The 20451-nt window shown below is 65.4% G+C and carries 21 protein-coding genes and 1 tRNA gene; 13 read left to right on the plus strand and 9 right to left on the minus strand.

Annotated elements, in window-relative coordinates:
* Positions 1 to 1089: FAD-dependent monooxygenase (locus LQR33_RS10770; protein WP_231468891.1), on the minus strand; the 1089-nt coding region annotated here is incomplete at its 3' end.
* Between the two features lie 124 nt (positions 1090 to 1213).
* On the opposite strand from LQR33_RS10770, the gene LQR33_RS10775 reads away from it, so the two are divergent.
* Complete coding sequence (locus LQR33_RS10775) at positions 1214 to 2026, plus strand: AraC family transcriptional regulator (RefSeq protein ID WP_231468894.1); 813 nt, start codon at positions 1214 to 1216, stop codon at positions 2024 to 2026.
* A gap of 50 nt (positions 2027 to 2076) precedes the next feature.
* On the opposite strand, the gene LQR33_RS10780 is transcribed toward LQR33_RS10775, so the two are convergent.
* The 3 genes from LQR33_RS10780 to LQR33_RS10790 form a co-directional block, all read right to left on the minus strand.
* Positions 2077 to 3369, minus strand: a complete 1293-nt coding sequence (locus LQR33_RS10780; RefSeq protein WP_166438384.1) for an L-cysteine desulfidase family protein — start codon at positions 3367 to 3369, stop codon at positions 2077 to 2079.
* Between the two features lie 129 nt (positions 3370 to 3498).
* Complete coding sequence (locus LQR33_RS10785) at positions 3499 to 4722, minus strand: MFS transporter (protein WP_231468896.1); 1224 nt, start codon at positions 4720 to 4722, stop codon at positions 3499 to 3501.
* 28 nt (positions 4723 to 4750) lie between these two features.
* Positions 4751 to 5353, minus strand: a complete 603-nt coding sequence (locus LQR33_RS10790) for a phosphatase PAP2 family protein (protein WP_231468898.1) — start codon at positions 5351 to 5353, stop codon at positions 4751 to 4753.
* A 241-nt stretch (positions 5354 to 5594) separates the two neighbouring features.
* Here LQR33_RS10790 and LQR33_RS10795 point away from each other — a divergent pair, with 241 nt between their 5' ends.
* The gene (locus LQR33_RS10795) at positions 5595 to 6605 is read left to right on the plus strand and encodes a ferritin-like protein (RefSeq protein WP_231468900.1); all 1011 of its coding nucleotides are present in this window, start codon (positions 5595 to 5597) and stop codon (positions 6603 to 6605) included.
* Between the two features lie 55 nt (positions 6606 to 6660).
* On the opposite strand, the gene LQR33_RS10800 is transcribed toward LQR33_RS10795, so the two are convergent.
* Positions 6661 to 6736 (minus strand) — tRNA-Asn (locus LQR33_RS10800).
* Between the two features lie 93 nt (positions 6737 to 6829).
* Positions 6830 to 9757, minus strand: a complete 2928-nt coding sequence (locus LQR33_RS10805; protein WP_231468902.1) for an Rne/Rng family ribonuclease — start codon at positions 9755 to 9757, stop codon at positions 6830 to 6832.
* Between the two features lie 525 nt (positions 9758 to 10282).
* Here LQR33_RS10805 and LQR33_RS10810 point away from each other — a divergent pair.
* The 8 genes from LQR33_RS10810 (at position 10283) to LQR33_RS10845 (ending at position 16228) form a co-directional block, all read left to right on the plus strand.
* Entirely contained in the window at positions 10283 to 11221 is a 939-nt protein-coding gene (locus LQR33_RS10810; RefSeq protein WP_021476307.1) for an RluA family pseudouridine synthase, read from the plus strand.
* Positions 11221 to 11877: an HAD family hydrolase gene (locus LQR33_RS10815; protein ID WP_104946768.1), complete on the plus strand. Its 657-nt coding sequence runs from the start codon at positions 11221 to 11223 to the stop codon at positions 11875 to 11877. The genes LQR33_RS10810 and LQR33_RS10815 overlap by 1 nt, the downstream gene beginning before the upstream one ends.
* A complete protein-coding gene (locus tag LQR33_RS10820) occupies positions 11853 to 12212 on the plus strand; it encodes a Rieske (2Fe-2S) protein (protein ID WP_021476305.1) in 360 nt (119 codons plus the stop codon). The genes LQR33_RS10815 and LQR33_RS10820 overlap by 25 nt, the downstream gene beginning before the upstream one ends.
* A gap of 43 nt (positions 12213 to 12255) precedes the next feature.
* On the plus strand, positions 12256 to 13194 hold the full coding sequence (locus tag LQR33_RS10825; RefSeq protein ID WP_021476304.1) for a S49 family peptidase: 939 nt from the start codon (positions 12256 to 12258) through the stop codon (positions 13192 to 13194).
* Between the two features lie 16 nt (positions 13195 to 13210).
* Positions 13211 to 14047 carry a flagellar motor protein MotD gene (gene motD / locus LQR33_RS10830; protein WP_221663632.1) on the plus strand — a complete coding sequence of 279 codons (837 nt, stop codon included), beginning with the start codon at positions 13211 to 13213 and terminating at the stop codon, positions 14045 to 14047.
* Complete coding sequence (locus LQR33_RS10835) at positions 14044 to 14634, plus strand: malonic semialdehyde reductase (protein WP_221668253.1); 591 nt, start codon at positions 14044 to 14046, stop codon at positions 14632 to 14634. The genes motD and LQR33_RS10835 overlap by 4 nt, the downstream gene beginning before the upstream one ends.
* A 73-nt stretch (positions 14635 to 14707) precedes the next feature.
* Positions 14708 to 15742 carry a quinone-dependent dihydroorotate dehydrogenase gene (locus LQR33_RS10840; RefSeq protein WP_231468904.1) on the plus strand — a complete coding sequence of 345 codons (1035 nt, stop codon included), beginning with the start codon at positions 14708 to 14710 and terminating at the stop codon, positions 15740 to 15742.
* 24 nt (positions 15743 to 15766) lie between these two features.
* A complete protein-coding gene (locus LQR33_RS10845; RefSeq protein WP_031296090.1) occupies positions 15767 to 16228 on the plus strand; it encodes an outer membrane lipoprotein in 462 nt (153 codons plus the stop codon).
* 60 nt (positions 16229 to 16288) lie between these two features.
* Here LQR33_RS10845 and LQR33_RS10850 read toward each other — a convergent pair whose 3' ends face one another.
* The 3 genes from LQR33_RS10850 to fur are packed head-to-tail and all read right to left on the minus strand — an operon-like array spanning position 16289 to position 18136.
* The gene (locus tag LQR33_RS10850) at positions 16289 to 17020 is read right to left on the minus strand and encodes an arginyltransferase (protein ID WP_166438394.1); all 732 of its coding nucleotides are present in this window, start codon (positions 17018 to 17020) and stop codon (positions 16289 to 16291) included.
* The gene (gene aat / locus LQR33_RS10855; RefSeq protein WP_046156756.1) at positions 17007 to 17708 is read right to left on the minus strand and encodes a leucyl/phenylalanyl-tRNA--protein transferase; all 702 of its coding nucleotides are present in this window, start codon (positions 17706 to 17708) and stop codon (positions 17007 to 17009) included. The genes LQR33_RS10850 and aat overlap by 14 nt, the downstream gene beginning before the upstream one ends.
* Positions 17705 to 18136: a ferric iron uptake transcriptional regulator gene (fur, locus tag LQR33_RS10860; RefSeq protein WP_021476286.1), complete on the minus strand. Its 432-nt coding sequence runs from the start codon at positions 18134 to 18136 to the stop codon at positions 17705 to 17707. The genes aat and fur overlap by 4 nt, the downstream gene beginning before the upstream one ends.
* A 97-nt stretch (positions 18137 to 18233) precedes the next feature.
* Here fur and LQR33_RS10865 point away from each other — a divergent pair, with 97 nt between their 5' ends.
* From LQR33_RS10865 to LQR33_RS10875, 3 genes are read left to right on the plus strand one after another with little or no spacing between them, the layout of a single operon-like run.
* The gene (locus tag LQR33_RS10865; protein WP_166438395.1) at positions 18234 to 18617 is read left to right on the plus strand and encodes an outer membrane protein assembly factor BamE; all 384 of its coding nucleotides are present in this window, start codon (positions 18234 to 18236) and stop codon (positions 18615 to 18617) included.
* Positions 18614 to 19420 (plus strand): 4-hydroxy-tetrahydrodipicolinate reductase, encoded by an 807-nt coding sequence (gene dapB / locus LQR33_RS10870; protein WP_166438396.1) that lies wholly within the window; start codon positions 18614 to 18616, stop codon positions 19418 to 19420. Before LQR33_RS10865 ends, dapB begins: the two co-directional genes overlap by 4 nt.
* A 35-nt stretch (positions 19421 to 19455) precedes the next feature.
* Positions 19456 to 20421: a FecCD family ABC transporter permease gene (locus LQR33_RS10875; RefSeq protein ID WP_269326242.1), complete on the plus strand. Its 966-nt coding sequence runs from the start codon at positions 19456 to 19458 to the stop codon at positions 20419 to 20421.
* The last annotated feature ends 30 nt before the right edge of the window (positions 20422 to 20451 follow it).

Below are 20451 nucleotides of genomic sequence, written 5' to 3' on the forward strand. Positions count from 1 at the left end.
GCGCATGTCGGCCTCGTAGCGGGCGACGGCCCCGTCGACATCGCCATCGACGAGGCAGGCCGCCAGCGCCGCAGCGTCGGCCAGCGCGGTGTTGGCGCCCACGCCGCCGGCCGGGCTCATCGCGTGGATGGCGTCGCCCAGCACGGTCAAGCGTCCCGGCTGCCATGACGGAACACCGGCGGCCATTCTGACCGGCCGCCCCATGACGGCCTCCGGCGCCGTGCGCCGCAGCAAGTCGGACAAGATGGGATGCAAGCCGCTCGACACCGCCTCGATCCGCCGCCGCAATCCGGCGGCGTCCTCCTCCGCTGGCAGGCTGCCGCCCAGGCTGGTCTCCCTGCCGAACATCGCCCAGTAGACGTAATCGCCCGTCGGACTCAGGCGGCAATCCGGCGCGTGGCGGGCGGCCAGCTCGCTCATCGCCGCGCCAAAACGCATCGGCTCGATCACCAGCGTCCAACCGTCGGCGAAAACGATGGTCGGGCCAGCCAGCAAGGCCGGATCGACGCCTTCCAGCGCGGCCTTGCCGTAAAGATTCAGCGCGCCGATCGCCTCCGGCTCCGCCTGCGGCAGCCATTGCCGGCGCAGCGGCGAATGCAGGCCGTCGGCGGCGACGACCAACCCTGCCCGATGTTCAGCGCCGTCGGCGCAATGCACGACGACGCCATCGCCGCCGCGCTCGAATCCCTGCGCCCGCCGCCCCCAGCGGATGCGCGCCGCTAGACCGTGGCTCAGGATGTCGCGCAATACCTGCCGGTCCGCGCTCAGATCGCCGTCCGCCTGGCCCGCTCCGGCGTTTTCCCGCCAGTTTTCCGGCTGCCGTCCCGGCAACGGACTCAACTGCGGATCGACGAAGCGCGCCGGTCCGCTGACGGCGCAGCTGGCACGGAACAACTCGAACAACTCCGGCGGCAGGCACTGGCGCAGCGCCCGCTGCCCCATCGCATCTATCCGCAAGCGGTAACCCTGGCCCCGAATCTGCGGCCCCGCATCCGCCTCCAATACCTCGAATTCGATGCCGGCCTTCGCCAGGCCCTGCGCCAAGCACAATCCCCCGATGCCGCCGCCGACAATGATCACGCTGCTCATGATGACTCTCCGTTTCAGATGAATGCGGCTGCCGGTCATGCCAAGCCCCGCGCCATCATTGTCGGGCGCGCCGGAATTATCGATATAACGCTATCTGGACAATAAATAGTGAATAATGGCCAACATGGAATCGACCCCCACTCCCACCAACTTCAGCGAATGGCTGGAAGGCCCTGAGCTGATCGCGCTCAACGGCGGCGACGAGGCCAGCCGCGAGTACCGGCTGGGCACCCGCGAATACGACTGGCACAGTCATGCGCGCGCCCAGCTGTTTTGCGTGAGCGACGGGCTGATCCACGTCCAGACGCCGCGCGGCTCCTGGCTGCTGCCGCCGCACCGCGCCGGCTACATGCCGCCGGACACGCCGCACCGGGTGCACGTCAGCGGCGCATTAAGCGGCTGGAGCGTGTTTCTGCTGCCCAGCTGCTCCGGTCCGCAGCCGCCACAGCCCTGCGTGCTGGCCATCACTCCGCTGCTGCACGAGCTGGTGCGGCGGGCGGCCTCATGGCGGCCCGATGCGCCGCATCAGCCGGAACAGCGGCGCATCGCTGCCGTCATCCTCGACGAAATCCGGCTGGCGCCGCGCGAGGCGCTGCACCTGCCCATGCCGTCCGATCCCCGGCTGCAGCGGATCGCCCGTGCGATGCTGGCCGATCCGGCGGCAAGCCGTTCGGCGGAAGAATGGGCCGCGCAGGGGGCGCTGTCCGGCCGCAACCTGCGCCGGCTGATCCAGGCCGATACCGGCATGAGCTTCACCCGCTGGCGGCAGCAGGCGCAGCTGGTATGGGCGATGGAACAACTGGCATCCGGCCGCACCGTCGCCCAGGTGTCGGACGCGCTGGACTACGCCTCGCCCAGCAACTTCATCGCCATGTTCCGCCGCGCGCTGGGCGCGCCGCCGGCCCAGTACCTGAGCGCGCGCGGCGCGGCTCCGTAAACGAAAAAGCCCGGCGTCGCCGGGCTTGTCGCATCGTTGGTGAACCGCGCTCAGCGCTTGTCCATCATGATCTGCAGAATCTGGGTGTCGGTCTGCGCCATGCCCTGGGTGGCCAGCTTGCCCAGGTTGGCGATGGACACGTCCACATCGTGGGCGACGATGCCCTCGTTGCCGGTGACGCGGGTGCCGTCCAGCGCCATCAACACTGCCTTGTAGCCGGAGCCGGCCGACGTCGACACCTTCATCGCGCAGCTATTGGAGGCGCCGTCGCAAATCATGCCGGCCAGATCGCCGATCATGCTGGAGATCGCCATGCTGACCGCAGGATAGCCGCCATTCAGCAACTGGGCCATGCCGGCCGCCGCGCCCATCGACGCAGTGGTCACCGCGCACAGCGCCGACAGCTTGGGCAAACGGGTATGGATGTAGACGGCGATCAGGTGCGACAGCGCCAGCGCGCGGATCAGGGTTTCCTTGTCGGCCTTGACGTGCTCGGCCACCGCCACCACCGGCATGGTCGCGGCGATGCCTTGGTTGCCGGAGCCGGAATTGCTCATCGCCGGCAGCGTGGCGCCGCCCATGCGCGCGTCGGACGCGGCGGTGGTGCGGGTGAGGATGTTGGACAGCAGGCCCTCGGACAACAGGCCGGCCTCGATCTGCCGCTGCAGCGTGGCGCCGATGTGCAGGCCGTACTTGCCGCTCATGCCCTCGTCGGCCAGCGCGCTGTTCAGCACCGCCGCGTCGTGGATGAAGGCGATGCTGTCCAGCGGCGCGCGCATCGCGAACTCGTAAACGTCGCGCGCGGTGGCGTCGCCCAGATCATAGGTTTCCACCGGCTTGGCGTCGGCGGCCTCGCGCTTCAGCTTCACTTCGCCGTTGAGCTCGATCTTGATCACATTGGTGTGGGCGTCGGCGATGGCGACGCGCGCGCACTCGTCGCCGTGCCAGACGCAGGCCTCGGCGTACAGGATATTGGGCACCGCGGCCACGCCCAGCTTCACCTTGCCGTCTGCCAACATCTGCTTGCCGGCCGCCACCTGCTCGACGGTCAGGGTTTTCAGCACTTCAAGCTTGGCGTCCGGGTCGCCGCCCAGCGCGCCGACGGCGGCGGCGATCGGCAGGCCGACGGTGCCGGTGCCGGGCACGGTCACGCCCATGCCGTTCTTCATCAGGTTGGCCGATACCCAGGCGTCGATGCGCTCCGGCGCCTTGCCCAGCTCGCGGGTCGCCAACGCCGCCGCCAGCGCCAGCGAAATCGGCTCGGTGCAGCCCAGCGCCGGCACCACTTCCTGTTTCAGGGCCTTGACGAACTCCGGCCATAACCTAACTTCACGTTCAGACATGCTCACTCCGCCGACACATAACAAATTGATATAAGCAAATAACTTTACATTTACTTTACCATCAACTCGCCGCCTTGTGCGCCTAAAAAACAGGCGACATGCGCACAGTCAAGACAATGGCCGCAAGAACTATCGCAACGGACGCAAAACCAGACCGAGCAGCAACGCCGCCCCCGCGAACGCCGCGCCTCCGTGAAAGGTCGCCGCCGCGCCCCACGCCTGCCACAAGGCGCCGGCCACCACGCTTGCCAGCAGCGTCGCCGCGCCGCAAATCAGGTTGAACAGGCCGAATGCCGATCCCGCCAGGCCAGGCGGCGCGGTCTGGGCCACCAAGGCCGACAGCAAGCCCTGGCTGCATCCCAGATGCAAGCCCCACAACAATGCGCCGGCCAGCAACAGCGTCGGTCCCCCAACCGCCCCCAGCGCCAGATCGGCGGCGATCAGCAGCAGCAAGGACAGCTGCAGCAAGCGCGCGCGGCTGACGCGGTCGGACAGCCAACCCAATGGATAAGCGCTGAGCGCGTAGCTGGCCGACATCGCCACCATCACCAGCGGCGCCCACGCCAGCGGCAGCCCCAGCTGCGCGCCGCGCAGCACCAGGAAGGCCTCGCTGAAACGCGCCAGCGTGAACACCCCGCCCAGCGCGGCCACGCCCCAGAACCCCGCGGAAAATCGGGAAAAAACCGCTCGGCTGAACAGAGAAGCGGGCGCGCGCGCCTCGCCCTGCCCGGCCGGCTCGCGAACCCATAGCCAGATGGCGGCCACCGCCAGCAGCGCCGGCGGCACAGACCACCACAGCGCGCTGCGGATATCGTCGCGGTAAAGAAACATCAGCGCTATCGCCAGCAGCGGGCCCAGCACCGCACCGATGGTGTCCATGCTCTGGCGCAGGCCGAAAGCCGCGCCGCGGATATCCGGCGGCGTGATGTCGGCTATCAGCGCGTCCCGCGGCGCGCCGCGCACGCCCTTGCCCACCCGGTCGACAAAGCGCGCGAGCAGCACGGTGGCAGCGGAGTCTGCGAGAGGAAACAGCGGTTTGGAGAAAGCCGCCAGGCCGTAGCCCAGCATGACCAGCGGTTTGCGTTTGCCCAGCCAGTCGCTGAGCGTGCCGGAGAACACTTTGCAGATCAGCGCGGTAGCTTCGGCAACGCCCTCGATCAGGCCGATGGCCAGCACCGGCACCCCGAGGGGGCCGGCCAGAAACAGCGGCAGCAGGCTATGCGCCAGCTCGGACGACACGTCCATCAGCAGGCTGACGAAACCTAAAACCCAGACGCCGCGCGGAATCGCCGAGCGGCCGCCGACGGCGGGAAACGGAGAGGAGGATTGCGGCACGAAAGCTCCCAGCGGCATGGACAGCCGCCGGAAGCTACAGACGAACTCAGCGCCTGATCAGCCCGGCGGCGATCGGTTTGGCCAACAACTGGCGGTACAGCGACTCCAGCGACTCGGTCAAGGCTTCACCCTTGCGCGACCACAGCGGCGACAAGGCAGCGTACCAGAAAACGGATACCAGCAAGGCGCCCAGCATGTCCAGCGGGAAATGCACGCCGAGGAATACCCGGGACCAAGCGACGGCGATGCCGACGATCGCCAGCAGCCAGCCCCAGCCGCGCGCAGGACTGCAGCACCAGCACAAAGCCATCATCGCGAAAATGGTGCCGTGATTGCTGGGGAAGGACGGCGTGGCATCGTGCAGCAGGAAAGCGTGGCCAAGCGGGACGGCGAACGGCCGCGGATGCGGCCAGGCCAGACCGATCAGCCAATTGCCGAGCAAGGCCACAATCGTCAGCGCCACCGATTTCAGAATGACGCCGCGCAGGGCCGGCCGGCCCCACAGCCACAGCGCGGCCAGCCACAGCGGCAGCAGGCGCATGACGTCCTGGGCGATAAAGGCGGCCAGCTTGATGGCTAGCGGGGAAGTTTCCGGCGTGGCGTTGATCAGCAGGAACAGCGATTGATTCAGGATTTCGATTTGGGGCATCGGCTTGCAGTGAAACGCGGCCGCACGGGCGCGAAGACTCGTAATAAAAACGACATATTATGGCGAATGGCGGCGGTTTGGTTCCCCCCGCCGCAAAAATACCAACGACATTCCACCTCTCGCCCATTGCCCGCAGAGCCGTCTACACCAAAGAACAGTTCCCAGCGGGGAAACCACGCCGCCATGCTTCCACCGTTGGCGGCGCCGGCAGCGGCGCGCCCTCTCCCAAGGAAAACCCGGCATGAGCGTATCGCACCGCCCCCTTAGGCAAGCAACGGCGCAGCATGCAGGCGCCCGCAACATACAAAGCCTGTCCGGCGCGGAATTCGCCGCCAGGCTCCCCGCCCTGTTGCAACAGGCGCTGCGGCGCGAGCACAGCCTGATCCCGCCTCTTCTGGCCGCATGGCTGTCGCTGAAACCCGCCGCCAATCGCGCGCTGTCCACGCTGCTCCAGGAAGCGATCGCCTCGCAGATACGGCGCATGGCGCTGGCCGCCAAGCTGCAGATCGCCATCGGCGGACAGCCGCGCGTGGCGCTGCCCGGATTTGTGCCGGCTTACCCGTCATCGCCGCCACTGGCGCCGGAAGCGCCGGCCATGGGCATAGAACCGTTCAGCCTCCGTCTGCTGCGCGATGTTCTGCTGCCGCAAATCGCGCTCTGTTCCGATGGTGAAAACAGGCATGAAGGAGCAGCCAGCTTTTACCGTTCGTTGCAGGAAGGGTTCCAGCAATGTCATAAACAGCTGAATTTCGACGCTAGGCGCAGTCAGGTGCTCGATTATCCTCCCGGCCCGCCGATCGCCGCCATCCGCGGCCTGGACGACGCGCTGGCCACGCTCAACGAATTGGCCAGCCATCATGCACCGCTGTGCGACGGGCTGGCCGCCTTCGCCGCGTCAGACTCCCCGCCCGGCTTCGATCAGGACGGCGTATGGCCGATGCCGGCCAATGTCCGTCTTGACGACTACCCGCCCGGCAACCTGGAACAGGCGCTGCTGGCGCGTTTTTCGGCATGCTACGCCGACTTTCTCAGCCACCTGGACGCCGCGTTCGCCGGCCGCGCCCTAGCGATGGCTGATGCGTTGGACCTGCTGTTCGATCTTCGGCTGCTGGCCGCAAGCCTGATGAACCCGGCCATCGCCATCGCGCCCGGGCATCGCCAGCCCCTGCCTCCGATCGGCCTCTGCTTTGTCGACGCGCCGCCGGCCGGCGGTCCTTTCCAAGCTGGAAGGCATGCTCCCAGGTCAAGATAGCCCGCGCGAAATGCAAAAAGCCCATGCGTGAACGCATGGGCTTTTTTTAAATTCCTGGCTCCCCGAGCAGGGCTCGAACCTGCGACCTGCGGATTAACAGTCCGTCGCTCTACCAACTGAGCTATCAGGGAACATCAGAGAAAGCGATTCTAATTCAGATAAAAGCAGCTGTCAACACATGGGGCCTGCGAAGAGGGCGCTGCCCTCTTCGCGCGGCATCACGCTCAACCGTTGCGCGTTTCGATCTGAACCAGTTGCACCGGCTCGGCGACTGCCGCGTCAACGGCGGCGACATCGCGGCGGCGCGGGCCTTGCGGCAGATCCGGCTCGGACACTGTCGACGACAGCTGGGACACCGGTTTGGTCGCAACCATCACCAGCCCGCCCAGATCCAGCGGCTTGGATTCCACCGCCACCGGCTTGGACTCGACGACAATCGCCTCGACCTTGACCGCCGGCGCTTCCGCAACCGGAGCCTCTTCCACCTTCGCCAACACCACCGGCGCGGCCTCTTCCACAACAACCGCTTCCGGGGCGGCAAGCTCAGGGGCCGCTTCGGATTTAGCCTCGGCTTCCGCTGCGGCAACCGGCTCCATCACCACTGCAACCGGCTCGACAACCGGAGCCTGGTCGGCTTCGGCAACCACCGCCGGCTCGACCACGACAGCCTCAGGCTGAGCTTCAGCCACGACGACAGACGCTTGCTGTTCGGCGACAACCGCCTCAACCGGAACGGACTCAACCGCCAGTTTGGACTCGACCGCCTCCACTGCCGACTCTACCGCTACCGATGCGACGGCTGCCGCCACCGCGGCTCCCGCCGCTTCGGCGACAGGCGCGGCCGGCGACTCGGAAGCCGCTTCCGCAGCGTTTTCCTGCTGGCCTTCCGGATTGTCACGGCGACGATCGCGGCGGCTGCGGCGGCGGCGGCGTTCGCCGCGCTCCTGCTCGGCCTGCTCGCCTTCCGCATCCAGACGCAGCTCTTCCTGCACCGGCTTCTCGACGGCTTCAGCCGGAGCGGCTGCCGGCGCCTGACGGCGACGCGGCTCCTGTTGCGGCTTGTCCTGCTTTTCCGCCTTCTCGCTCACGCGATCTTCTCGCGGAGCCTGCTCGCGGACTTCCTTGGGCTCACGCGGTTCACGCGGCTCGCGGCCCTCGCGTTCGCGGCGGCGGTTGCCTCGCGGCTCGCGCGGCTGCTCACTGCGCTCTTCACGCTCGCGGCTCGGCGCTTCCTTGCGTTCGGCGCGCTCAGCGCGATCGGCATCCTTGCGCTCGTCCTGACGGCGGGCCTTACCCTCATCCTGCTGGGCATGGCGACGCTGGTCGTGCTCGCGGCGAGCCTGGCCGCCTGTGCGGCGCTCCTGCTGCCGCTGGCGGTTGCCGCGCTGCTCGTTGTTGCGCGCAGCGGCCGGCGCCGGTTTTTTCTTGGCATCCTGCGCAGGCGCCTTTTCCGGCTCGGCGAACAAGCTCTTGACCCAGGCCGCGATGCCGGCGAACAGGCCGCCTTGCTCCACAGGCTTGGCCGGCTTGGCTTCCACGCTCGGGGCCGGCTGCTGCGGCGTGATGCCCTTGACCGCGGCCTCCTGGCGCTCCACCTTCGGCTTTTCCTGGCCGAAATTGGTGATCACGTCCTCTTCCTGCACTTCAACGCGGCTGTAGCTCGGCGCTTCGCCCAGCTCGGCCAAGTCGTCGTGACGCACGCGCACGATCTTGTAATGCGGGGTTTCCAGATGGATGTTCGGGATCAGCACCACGTCGACATCCAGGCGCTCTTCGATCGAGTGGATCTCGGCGCGCTTCTCGTTCAACAGGAAGGTGGCCACGTCAACCGGCACCTGCGCGTGCACCGCGCCGGTGTTTTCCTTCATCGCTTCTTCCTGGATGATGCGCAGGATGTGCAGCGCCGACGATTCGGTGCCGCGGATGAAGCCGATGCCGTGGCAGCGCGGACATGGCTCGTGGCTAGTCTCGCCCAGAGACGGCTGCAGACGCTGGCGGGACAGTTCCAGCAGGCCGAAACGGGACAGCTTGCCCATCTGCACGCGGGCGCGGTCATGCTTCAGAACGTCGCGCAGGCGGTTTTCCACGTCGCGCTGGTTCTTCGGGTTTTCCATGTCGATGAAGTCGATCACCACCAGGCCGCCCAAGTCGCGCAAGCGCAGCTGGCGGGCGATCTCTTCCGCCGCTTCCAAGTTGGTCTTGACCGCGGTTTCCTCGATGTCGGCGCCCTTGGTGGCGCGAGCCGAGTTCACGTCGATGGAGACCAGCGCTTCGGTGTGGTCGATCACGATCGCGCCGCCGGACGGCAGCTGCACGCTGCGCGAGAAGGCGGTTTCGATCTGGTGTTCGATCTGGAAGCGGGAGAACAGCGGCACATGATCCTTGTACACCTTCACACGCGACAGCATGTTCGGCATCACATGGCTCATGAACTGGCGGGCCTGATCGTGGATTTCATCGGTGTCGATCAGCACTTCGCCGATGTCCGGATGGAAATAGTCGCGGATCGCGCGGATCACCAGACTGCCTTCCTGCAGAATCAGGAACGGCGCGGATTGAGCTCCGGCGGCGCCCTCGATGGCGCGCCACAGCTGCATCAGGTAACCGAGGTCCCACTGCAGCTCTTCCAGATTGCGGCCGATGCCGGCGGTGCGCGCGATCAGGCTCATGCCATGCGACACTTCCAGCTGCGACAGCAGATCCTTCAGCTCCTGGCGCTCTTCGCCCTCGATGCGGCGCGATACGCCGCCGCCGCGCGGGTTGTTCGGCATCAGCACCAGGTAGCGGCCGGCCAGGCTGATGTAGGTGGTCAGCGCCGCGCCCTTGTTGCCGCGCTCGTCCTTCTCCACCTGCACCACCACTTCCATGCCTTCGCGCAGCACGTCCTGAATGCGCGGACGGCCGCCTTCATAGCCCTGAAAATAGGAGCGGGACACTTCCTTGAACGGCAGGAAGCCATGACGCTCGGTGCCGTAATCGACGAAGCAGGCTTCCAGCGAGGGCTCGATCCGGGTGATGATACCCTTGTAGATATTGCCTTTGCGCTGTTCCTTGCCTACGGTCTCGATATCGAGATCGACGAGCTTCTGCCCGTCGACAATCGCGACGCGCAGCTCTTCGGCTTGCGTCGCATTGAACAACATACGTTTCATTTACATTCCTTGCGCAGCACTCACGCAAGGATGCAGCCAGTATTTGACGGCCCAGTGACTATTGATGGGCGCTTTCCGAAAGAAGTGTCGAGGTAAAGATCGAGAAAAGCTGATTTGCTATGAAAGCCGACTTCCTGATTTTGGTCACATGCAGCCCCGCGATTCTGTGCGCAAACGGCGCATCGGCGTTGTCGCCGATCCCGCCTACCAGGCGGGACAAACATTGCAGGACGGCTGGCATGCCGGGTCAAACTTCGCTGCAAAATCCCCTGACTGGCTTTGCATCAAGGGATGGAATACTCGTGAGTGCGTTATGCGTATAAATGCATTACCATCGCTACTTTTCGGTGAGCGAGTTAACCTTGGCTGCGGCTGTGCAAACGGCATCAGGTCAGGAGTTGGCCCCTGCCGGCCATTATCGGTTTCCGCAGCAGCATCACGCTAAACAGGCCGTGACCTTGGTTTCCGACCGCCGCCCGCTCTGGGTGCATTCGCACTGCGGACAGCGCCATAAGTATAAGCAATATGACAGACATTCGCAAAGATTCCGTAACCTTCCTTGAAGTGGACGCAGAAGATGCCGGCCAGCGGCTGGACAACTACCTGCAACGCCTGCTGAAAGGGGTTCCCAAGAGCCATATCTACCGCATTCTGCGCTCCGGCGAAGTACGGGTGAACAAGGGCCGCGTCGACGCCAGCTACCGCGTGGCGGCCGGCGACACGCTGCGCATTCCGCCGATCCGCGTCGCCGAGCGCGCGGAAAAGAACGTGCCCGCCGCCACCTTCCCCGTGGTTTACGAAGACGACGCGCTGCTGGTGATCGACAAACCCGCCGGCGTGGCCGTGCATGGCGGCAGCGGCGTGTCCTTCGGCGTGATCGAGCAACTGCGCCGCGCCCACCCGGAATGGCGCTACCTGGAACTGGTGCACAGGCTGGACCGCGAAACCTCCGGCCTCTTGATGCTGGCCAAGAAGCGCTCCGCGCTGACCAAGCTGCACGACATGATGCGCGACAACGTGCCGGACAAGCGCTACCTGGCTTTGGCTGCCGGCCCCTGGCCTGAAAACGTCAAGCAGGTGAAGCTGCCGCTGTTCAAGTTCCATACGCCGGACGGCGAGCGCCGGGTGAAGGTCGCCGAGGGCGATGACGGCCAATACGCGCACACCAACTTCTCAATCCAGCAGCGCTACACTGAATTTACGCTGGTGGAGGCGCACCTGCGCACCGGCCGCACCCATCAGATCCGCGTTCACATGCAGGCCAACGGCTGCGCGATCGCCGGCGACGAGAAATACGGCGACTTCGCGCTGAACAAGGAGCTGGCGCGGCGCGGACTGAAGCGAATGTTCCTGCATGCGAAAAGCCTGACGCTGCCGCACCCGCTGACCGGCGCGCCCCTCAAGCTGGAAGCGCCGCTGCCGCCTGAGCTGCAGAAATTCCTGAAAACCCTGGAGCCGCGCTGATGCGTGAATACGATCTGGTAGTGTTCGACTGGGACGGCACCCTGATGGACTCCACCGCCCATATCGTGAATGCCATCCAGCAAGCCTGCCGCGACCTGGCCTTGCCGGTGCCGGGCTGCGAGGCCGCCAGCCACGTGATCGGCCTGCGCCTGGCCGAGGCGATGCAGCAGTTCTGTCCGCCGGACCAGGCCAGCCGTCTGCCCGAACTGGTGGACGCCTTTCGCCGCCACTACCAGTCCGGACTCGACCGCGTCACGCTGTTCGACGCCGCCCGCGACACGCTGGAAGCGATCCGGGACTGCGGCGCTTTCGTCGCCATCGCGACAGGCAGCAGCCGCGCCGGCCTGGACCGCGCGCTGGCGGCCGCCGGCATCAAAAACCTGTTCGACGCCACCCGCACCGTCGACGAATGCCACTCCAAGCCGCACCCGGACATGCTGCTGCAATTGACCGACCTGTTCGGCGTGGCGCTCGATCGCACCGTAATGGTGGGCGACACCAGCCATGATCTGCTGATGGCGCGAAACGCCGGCAGCCACGGCGTCGGCATCAGCCACGGCGCCCACGACAGCGCCGAGCTCATCCGCTGCGAGCCCCGCGCCATCGTCCACTCCTTGTCCGAGCTGTCGTCATGGCTGCTCCCCAGGCTCTGCTGATCTGCCGCTCCTCCGATCTGGAAGACGGCGGCCTTGCCCGCCGCTTCGAGATCGCCCAGGCGGATGGCGAGCCGCTGCCCGCCTTCGTGATCCGCTACCGCGGCCGGGTTTACGGCTATCTGAACCGCTGCCGCCACATCCCGGTGGAGCTGGATCTGCAGGATGGCAATCTATTCGACCTCTCCGGCCACTACCTGATCTGCAGCATGCACGGCGCGCGCTATCGCCCCGACAACGGCTATTGCACCTGGGGCCCCTGCCGCGGCCAATCCCTGACGGCGCTGGACATCGTCGAAGAAGACAGCCAAGTCTGGCTGAATGTCATGCCCGCCTGAATTTTGCTAGACTCACGGGATTATCCTGGAACAGATTCGAAAAATGAGCGACACCCAAAACTGGGAACGACAACTGCTGGAGAAGCTCGCCTCGGCCTCCCTGGTTGAGCAGCGCCGCAGCCGGCAGTGGAAAATCTTCTTCCGCCTGGCCTGGCTGGTCATCATCGGCATGATCGCCGCCAGCGTGTTCATGCGCGGCGAGGAAAAAAGCGCGGTCGGCCTGGCCGGCGGCGGCCACACCGCGGTGATCGAGCTGGACGGCGCCATCACCAGCGAGAATGAAACCGGCAAGAAGATGATCTCGGCGCTGGATCACGCCTTCCGCGACAAGAACACCAAGGGCGTGATCATCGACGCCAACAGCCCTGGCGGCAGCCCGGTGCTGTCCGGCATGGTCTACGATGAAATCCGGCTTCTGAAGAAAAAGCACGCGGACATTCCGGTCTACGTGGTGGTGAGCGAAGTCTGCGCGTCCGGCTGCTATTACATCGCCGCCGCAGCGGACAAGATCTTCGTCGACAAGGCCAGCATCGTCGGCTCCATCGGCGTGCTGTCCGACGGCTTCGGTTTCACTGGCGCGATGGAAAAGCTGGGCATAGACCGCCGGCTGAAAACCGCCGGCGAGAACAAGGCGATGGGCGACCCGTTCTCCCCGCCCAACCCCAAACACGACGCCATCCGCCAGCAACTGCTGGACGACATCCACGCTCAGTTCATCCAGGCGGTGGAAAACGGCCGCGGCCCGAGACTGAAGAAAGACCCGCAGATGTTCAGCGGCATGGTATGGCTGGGCGAAAAAGCCATTCCGCTTGGACTGGCAGACGGCTACGGCACCGTGGCCTCGGTGGCCCGCGACGTGGTGAAGGCGGAAAAAACCGTGGACTACACCCAGCAGGATGACTTCTCCAGCCGGGTGGCGCGCCGCATCGGCGTGGAATTCGCCGGCGGCGTGAAATCGCTGTTCGACACCCAGCTGTTCTGATCAGGCGGAGGCGGAGATGGCATCGCGACGCAAGAAGCAGGAAGAAGAGCACGAGAACCATGAGCGCTGGCTGGTTTCCTACGCCGACTTCATCACGCTGCTGTTCGCCTTCTTCGTGGTGATGTACGCGATCTCCTCTCTGAATGAAGGCAAGTACCGCGTGATGTCGTCCGCCATCATGGACGCCTTCCGCAACGGCACGGTGATCACGGTGCAATCGACGCCGCCCACAGGCGGCGCCAACACCATGATAGAGATTCCACAGACCAAGCCTATCGCCAAGGCCGTCTCCCACGGCCGCAAAGAAGCGGAAGCCGCCAAGCTGGGCCAGTTGACGCAAAACTTGGCCAAGGTCTTGAGTCCGCTGGTGCAAAGCGGCGAGGTCACCATCACCCAGACCGACCAAGGAATCAATATCGACATTCGCGACAGCGCGCTGTTCGCCATCGGCCAAGCCGAACCGAACCAGCAATCGCTGCCTCTGATGTCCAATATGGCCAAGCTGCTGTCCGGCGTGGACAACGCGATCAAAGTAGAAGGCTTCACCGACGACGCGCCGATCCGCACGCCCGCCTTCCCATCCAACTGGGAGCTGTCCGCCGCGCGCGCCGGCGGCGTGGTGCGGCTGTTCCAGGAAAACGGCATCGCGGCGCAACGCATGGTGGCGGTCGGCCACGGCGCCAATCTGCCGGTGGCGGACAACGCCACCTCAGAAGGCCGCGCGCGCAACCGCCGCGTCACCGTCTCCGTCCAGGCCAACACTTTCGCGGAGCCGGACAGCCCTGAAAGCTCCGCGCCCGCCGCCGACAGCGCCAAGCAACAACACCCCACCCCAACCGAGGTAAGACCATGAGCACTCCCCTCTCCCACGCCACGCTGGAACAACTGTTCCTGAATGCCCGCACCCACAGCCACTGGCAACCGCGTCCGGTGAGCGACGAGTTGCTGCATCAACTGCACGAGCTGCTGAAACAGGCGCCTACCAGCGCCAACTGCTCGCCGGCCCGCTTGGTATTCGTCAAAAGCGACGAAGCCAAGGCAAAGCTGAAGCCGTGCCTGGCCGCCGGCAATGTCGACAAGACTCTGGCCGCGCCGGTCTGCGTGATCGTCGCCCACGACACCCGCTTCTACGAACACCTCCCGCAGTTGTTCCCGCACGCCGACGCCAAGAGCTGGTTCGAGGGCAATCAGCCGCTGATCGACACCACCGCGTTCCGCAACGGCACGCTGCAGGGCGCTTACCTGATCCTGGCCGCGCGAGCACTGGGCCTGGATTGCGGCCCGATGTCCGGCTTCGACAACGCCGCCGTCGACGCGGCCTTCTTCCCGGACGGCCGCTTCAAGTCCAACTTCCTGATCAACCTGGGCTACGGCGAAGCCGACAAGCTGTTCCCGCGCTCGCCGCGCTTCAACTTCGACGAGGCCTGCCGGATTCTGTAAGCCGCGCATTTGCCTCTGGCTTGATCCCGATGCCCGGTTATAATGCCGGGCATTTGTCTGCCCGGAGAATGCCATGCTGTACCCGCTGCTGCGCCCGCTGCTGTTCAAATTCGACGCGGAAACCGCCCACGAGCACACGCTGAAGATGCTCGATCGAGCGCATCGGCTGCGCCTGACTCCGCTGGCCGCCTCTCCCGCCGCGCGCCAGCCGGTGCAGGCGATGGGCCTGACCTTCCCGAACGCCGTCGGCCTCGCCGCCGGCCTGGACAAAAACGGTGCCCACATCGACGCCCTGGCCGCGCTCGGCTTCGGCTTCATCGAAATCGGCACCGTCACCCCGCGCCCCCAAGACGGCAACCCCAGGCCGCGACTGTTCCGCCTGCCGGAGCACGAGGCCATCATCAACCGGATGGGCTTCAACAACCATGGCGTCGCCGCGCTGCTGGATAATGTGCGCCGCTGCAAATTCAAGGGCGTGCTCGGCATCAATATCGGCAAGAACGCGATCACACCGATAGAAAACGCGGTGGACGACTACCTGGCCTGCCTGGATCAGGTCTACGCCGCCGCCAGCTACGTCACCGTCAACATCTCCTCGCCCAATACCAAGAACCTGCGCCAACTGCAGCAAGGCGACGAGCTGGGCCGGCTGCTGGCCGCGCTGAAGCAGCGCCAACAGGCGCTGGCCGACCAGCACGGCCGCTACGTGCCGCTGGCGGTGAAGATCGCGCCGGACCTGGACGACGAGCAGATAGCCGAGATCGCCCGGTTGCTGACCGGCAACGGCATAGACGGCGTCATCGCCACCAACACCACGCTGTCGCGCCGCGAAGTGGCCGGCCATCCGCTGGAAAACGAGGCCGGCGGCCTGTCCGGCGCGCCGGTTCGCAGCCGCGCCACAGAAGTCATACGCAAACTGCACAAGGAACTTGGCGGCGCTCTGCCTATCATAGGAGTTGGCGGCATCCTTTCCGGCAACGACGCCGTGGAAAAACTGGATGCCGGCGCCAGCCTGGTGCAGCTGTACAGCGGCCTGATCTATCGCGGTCCGGAGCTTGTCGGCGAATGCGCGCGGGCGGCGGCGCAATATCTACAAGCTCGCAACTAAATAGAAAGAATGGAGCAGGAAAAAATGATTTCTTCCATCAGCCGCATTACCCTGGTCAGCCTGCTGAGCGTCGGCGTGCTCGCCGGCTGCTCGACATCCGATTCCGCAGCCGTGTACTCCAAAGGCCAGATGCGCCAGGCGCAGACCGTGCAGCTCGGCACCGTGCTGTCGGTGCAGAATGTGAAAATGGAAGGCCAGAACAACGAATTGCTGACCCTGGGCGGCGCCGCCCTGGGCGGCCTGGCCGGCAGCAATATCGGCGGCGGCAAGGGCCAGATCGCCGGCGGCATCGTCGGCGCGCTGGCCGGCGGCTTCGGCACCCAGGCCGCGCAACGCGCTATGACCAAGAACGCGCTGGAAATCACCGTCAAGCTGGATACCGGCCGCACCATCTCCATCGTTCAGGAAGCCGACATCCCCTTTGTCGCCAATCAGCGCGTCAAAGTGCTGAGCGGCGGCGGCAACGACCGCGTCGTGCCGTACTGAGCGGACATCGCCCCGCAATGCAAACAGGCCCTTTCGGGCCTGTTTTCGCTTGCATCCATCTCAGCCATGCTCCGGCATCGTCTGCCAGCGGCCGCCATACAGCATCTGCAGCGGCCGATAGCCAGACTTGTACGCCATCTTGCGGCAGTCTGCGATCCAGTAGCCCAGATAGACATAGCTCAGTCCCAGCATGCGGGCCTGCTCCACCTGCCACAGCACGTTGTAGACTCCCAGGCTGGACTGGCTATCCTCCGGATCGTAAAAGGTGTAGACGGCTGATAGACCGTCCACCAACCTGTCCACCAAACTCACCATCTTCAGTTGGCCGCCCAGCCGGAACTCGGCCAGATGGCTGTCCACTCCGCTTTTCAGGATAAACTCTGAATACTGCTGCGCGTCGTCGTCCGACATGCCGCCGCCGGCATGGCGGGTCTGCTGATACCAGCGATACAGCGCGTAATGCTCGGCGTCGAAACCCAGCGGCAGCCAGCGCGCGCTCATCTCCGCGCCGCGCCGCCACACCCGCCGTTGGGTGCGGCTGGGCCGGAACTGATCCACCGGCAGCCGCACCGGGATGCAGGCCTGGCAAGAGTCGCAATAAGGGCGGTAGGTGTAGAGGCCGCTGCGGCGAAAGCCCAGCCTGACCAGCTGGCTATAGACACCGCTGTCTATCGCCTCGGCCGGAATCGCCACCTGGGAGCGCGCCTGCCGGCCGGACAGATAACTGCACGGGTATGGCGCAGTGGCGTAGAAATGGATGGCCGCGACCTGGCCGGCTTCACGATGACTCATGGCGGTAATGGTAATCCCACATCTGATCCGGCTGAGGATGCCGGATGCTCTCTTTCAGAGTAGCAAGAAAAACATCGCGCGATATCAGCCTCGCGCCGAGGCTGGCCAGATGCTCGGTGTGCATCTGGCAATCTATCATCGCCACGCCCTGGGCTTGCAGATGCCGAACCATGTGGACGAAGGCGAGCTTGGACGCGTCCCGACGCCGCGAAAACATAGACTCGCCATAGAACATGCGGCCGATGGAGACGCCATACAGCCCGCCGACGAGCTCGCCATCCATCCAGGTTTCAAAGCTGTGGGCGTAGCCCAGCTGATGCAGCCGGCAATAGGCGGCCACCATTTCCGGCACGATCCAGGTGCCGTCCTGCCCCGCCCGCGGCTCGGAGCAGGCGCGCATCACTTCGAAGAAAGCTGCATCGACGCGAACCTCGTAATCGAGATTGCGCAGCGTTTTGGCCAGCGAACGGCTGACCTTGAGCTCATCGGGAAACATCACCATGCGGGGCGCGGGCGACCACCACAATATCGGTTCGCCCTCGGAAAACCAGGGAAAAATGCCTTCGGAGTAGGCCGTGAGGATGCGGCGCGACGACAGGTCGCCGCCAGCCGCAAGCAGGCCGTTGGGATGACTGAGGGCCTGCGACACCGGCGGGAAGACAGGCTCGGGACCGAGCCAGGGAATCATCCGCGACGGCCGCTCTTGCCCAGGCAGTCCGGACACTCGCCATACATGTACAGCGCGTGCTCCACGATGCGGAAACCGTGCTGTTCTGCGATCCGGTCTTGAAGCGCCTCGATCTCCGGATCAAAGAACTCCACCACCTTGTTGCAGCTGACGCAAACCATGTGGTCGTGATGGCCACCCTGGTTCAGCTCGTACACGGCCTTGCCGGTTTCGAAATGGTGGCGCACCAGGATGCCCGCCTGTTCGAACTGGGTCAGCACGCGGTAAATGGTGGCGAGTCCGATGTCGATGTTTTCCGCGAGCAGCTTGCGATAAACGTCTTCAGCAGACATGTGGCCGGCGTCGCCCTGCTCGAACAGATCAAGGATTTTCAGACGCGGTCCGGTGGCTTTCAGGCCGATATCTTTGAGGTGACTGGCTTTGCTCATCGTGATATAAAGTGTGTCGGTTTTCGAATCATGATAAAGCCTTTTGACGGCTTTGCCTAATTACAGCCTCATAAACGTTTGAGTCAATCGGAGTACCATGCGCGCCCTGATTTTCGCCGCCGTCATCGCAGTCGCCGGCTGCAGTTCGATGAATCCTCTCGACTGGAGCCACCGCGTGGAAGTCCAGCAAGGCAATTACGTCACCCAGGACGCCGTCGCCAAGCTCAAGCCCGGCATGACCCGCGCCCAAGTGCGCTTCCTGCTGGGCACCCCGCTGCTGACCGACCCCTTCCATGCCGACCGCTGGGACTACAAGTATAGCGACGCCAAAGGCGGCAAGGTGGACCCCGCCAGCGATAAATTATTGACCGTCTATTTCAAGGGCGACACGCTGGACCGCGTCGAAGGCAATGCTCAGCCGGCGCCGCCGGCCAAGCAGCTGGACGCGTCCGCGCCCGCCCAGGAAACCAAGAAGCCATGAGCGGCCAGAACATCGTGATCGTCGGCGCTTCCGGCCGGATGGGCCGCGTGCTGATCGAATCGGTGCTGAATGCGCCGAGCGTCCGCCTCCATGCGGCGATAGACCGCGCCGATTCCGGCTTCATCGGCCAGGATGCCGGCCTGTTCTGCGGCCGCAGCAGCGGCGTCGCCATCAGTTCCGATTTCATCTCCGCCCTGGACGGCGCAGACGTGGTGATCGATTTCACCCGCCCCGAAGGCACGCTGGAGCATATGCTCGCCTGCTCCGAGCACGGCGTGCGCATGGTGATCGGCACCACCGGCTTCGACGATGCCGGCAAGGCCGCCATCCGCGCCGCGGCGGACAAGATCGGCATCGTGTTCGCGTCCAACTTCAGCGTGGGCGTCAACCTCACCTTCAAGCTGCTGGATATGGCCGCCCGCGTGCTGAACGAGGACTACGACATCGAAATCATCGAAGCCCACCACCGCTTCAAAGTGGATGCGCCGTCGGGCACCGCGCTGCGCATGGGCGAGGTGATCGCCGACGCGCTGGGCCGCGACCTGAAGCAATGCGCGGTTTATGGCCGCGAAGGCGTGACCGGCGAACGCGATCCGCAAGCGATAGGCTTCGCCACCGTGCGCGGCGGCGACATCGTCGGCGACCACACCGCGCTGTTCGCCACGCTGGGCGAGCGCGTGGAAATCAGCCACAAGGCTTCCAGCCGCGCCACCTTCGCCAACGGTGCGGTGCGCGCCGCGCGCTGGCTGTCCGACAAACCGCGCGGCCTGTTCGACATGCAGGACGTGCTCGGCCTGCGCTGACATTCGGAGGGGCTCAGCCCCTCCCTCTCCCGCCCATGCGCGTCCGCTCTCTTCTCTTCATCTTGCTTCCCCTGCTCGGCCTCACCGCTCTAGCATCCCTGCTGCACCATAGCCAATTGCGGCTCGCCAGCCTGTTCATGCTGGATCCGCAACCGGCTCTGGAATGGCAGCTGCTGCTGGAACTGCGCTTGCCGCGGCTGCTGGCCGCCGCCTCCGCGGGCGCACTGCTGGCCAGCGCCGGCTGCGCGGTGCAGGCCCGCTTCCGCAACCCGCTGGCCGAGCCGGGCCTGATCGGCATCAACAGCGGCGCGGCGCTGGGCGCAGCCCTCGCCCTGAGCTTGGGCGTGGGCCTATACGCCGTGGCGGCGGCCGGCTTCGCCGGCGGCCTTGGCGCGCTGCTCTTGGTCCGATTGCTGGGCGACGACAAGGATGGCAACCGCTTGATACTCAGCGGGCTGGCGGTCAGCACCCTGCTCGGCAGCCTGCTGACCTTGCTGATCACCATGCTGCCGGACGGCTCTCTGCGCGTGGTGACCTTCTGGCTGATGGGCAGCTTCGCCAGCGCCGAGTGGCCGCTGGCCCTAGCGTTGACCGTGTCCGCGCCGCTGGTCTGGCTGGCGCTATTCAGCCACTGGCGCTTCCTGAACGCCTTGCAGCTGGGGGAAAGCGCTGCCTTCCATCTGGGCTTTTCCGTGCGCGGGCAGGAATGGCGCATCGTGCTGCTGGCCGCGCTCGCGGCCGGCCTGGTGGTATCCGGCTGCGGCATGATAGGTTTCGTCGGCCTGATGGCGCCGCACCTGGCGCGCCAGCTGCTCGGCAGCGACTCCCGCCGGCTACTTGTCGTCTCCCCGCTGCTGGGTGCCTGGCTAACCGTCAGCGCCGACTGGCTAGCCCGTTCGCTGCTGGCGCCAGCCGAATTGCCTGTAGGTGTGATCACCAGCTTGCTGGGCGCGCCGTTCTTCCTGTGGCTGCTTCGCCGCCAGGGGCCTCGCCATGCTTGAAGCCCGCGGCCTGTCGCTGAGCAAAGGCGG

The organism is Chromobacterium piscinae (assembly GCF_021129175.1).
Lineage (GTDB): Bacteria > Pseudomonadota > Gammaproteobacteria > Burkholderiales > Chromobacteriaceae > Chromobacterium > Chromobacterium piscinae.

What these genes read in the sequence shown, in the direction of transcription:
- LQR33_RS10775 (WP_231468894.1), top strand. Translation starts at nt 1,214, where the DNA reads ATGGAATCGACCCCCACTCCCACCAACTTCAGCGAATGGCTGGAAGGC.
- LQR33_RS10780 (WP_166438384.1), bottom strand. Translation starts at nt 3,369, where the DNA reads ATGTCTGAACGTGAAGTTAGGTTATGGCCGGAGTTCGTCAAGGCCCTG.
- LQR33_RS10785 (WP_231468896.1), bottom strand. Translation starts at nt 4,722, where the DNA reads ATGCCGCTGGGAGCTTTCGTGCCGCAATCCTCCTCTCCGTTTCCCGCC.
- LQR33_RS10790 (WP_231468898.1), bottom strand. Translation starts at nt 5,353, where the DNA reads ATGCCCCAAATCGAAATCCTGAATCAATCGCTGTTCCTGCTGATCAAC.
- LQR33_RS10795 (WP_231468900.1), top strand. Translation starts at nt 5,595, where the DNA reads ATGAGCGTATCGCACCGCCCCCTTAGGCAAGCAACGGCGCAGCATGCA.
- LQR33_RS10805 (WP_231468902.1), bottom strand. Translation starts at nt 9,757, where the DNA reads ATGAAACGTATGTTGTTCAATGCGACGCAAGCCGAAGAGCTGCGCGTC.
- LQR33_RS10810 (WP_021476307.1), top strand. Translation starts at nt 10,283, where the DNA reads ATGACAGACATTCGCAAAGATTCCGTAACCTTCCTTGAAGTGGACGCA.
- LQR33_RS10815 (WP_104946768.1), top strand. Translation starts at nt 11,221, where the DNA reads ATGCGTGAATACGATCTGGTAGTGTTCGACTGGGACGGCACCCTGATG.
- LQR33_RS10820 (WP_021476305.1), top strand. Translation starts at nt 11,853, where the DNA reads ATGGCTGCTCCCCAGGCTCTGCTGATCTGCCGCTCCTCCGATCTGGAA.
- LQR33_RS10825 (WP_021476304.1), top strand. Translation starts at nt 12,256, where the DNA reads ATGAGCGACACCCAAAACTGGGAACGACAACTGCTGGAGAAGCTCGCC.
- motD (WP_221663632.1), top strand. Translation starts at nt 13,211, where the DNA reads ATGGCATCGCGACGCAAGAAGCAGGAAGAAGAGCACGAGAACCATGAG.
- LQR33_RS10835 (WP_221668253.1), top strand. Translation starts at nt 14,044, where the DNA reads ATGAGCACTCCCCTCTCCCACGCCACGCTGGAACAACTGTTCCTGAAT.
- LQR33_RS10840 (WP_231468904.1), top strand. Translation starts at nt 14,708, where the DNA reads ATGCTGTACCCGCTGCTGCGCCCGCTGCTGTTCAAATTCGACGCGGAA.
- LQR33_RS10845 (WP_031296090.1), top strand. Translation starts at nt 15,767, where the DNA reads ATGATTTCTTCCATCAGCCGCATTACCCTGGTCAGCCTGCTGAGCGTC.
- LQR33_RS10850 (WP_166438394.1), bottom strand. Translation starts at nt 17,020, where the DNA reads ATGAGTCATCGTGAAGCCGGCCAGGTCGCGGCCATCCATTTCTACGCC.
- aat (WP_046156756.1), bottom strand. Translation starts at nt 17,708, where the DNA reads ATGATTCCCTGGCTCGGTCCCGAGCCTGTCTTCCCGCCGGTGTCGCAG.
- fur (WP_021476286.1), bottom strand. Translation starts at nt 18,136, where the DNA reads ATGAGCAAAGCCAGTCACCTCAAAGATATCGGCCTGAAAGCCACCGGA.
- LQR33_RS10865 (WP_166438395.1), top strand. Translation starts at nt 18,234, where the DNA reads ATGCGCGCCCTGATTTTCGCCGCCGTCATCGCAGTCGCCGGCTGCAGT.
- dapB (WP_166438396.1), top strand. Translation starts at nt 18,614, where the DNA reads ATGAGCGGCCAGAACATCGTGATCGTCGGCGCTTCCGGCCGGATGGGC.
- LQR33_RS10875 (WP_269326242.1), top strand. Translation starts at nt 19,456, where the DNA reads ATGCGCGTCCGCTCTCTTCTCTTCATCTTGCTTCCCCTGCTCGGCCTC.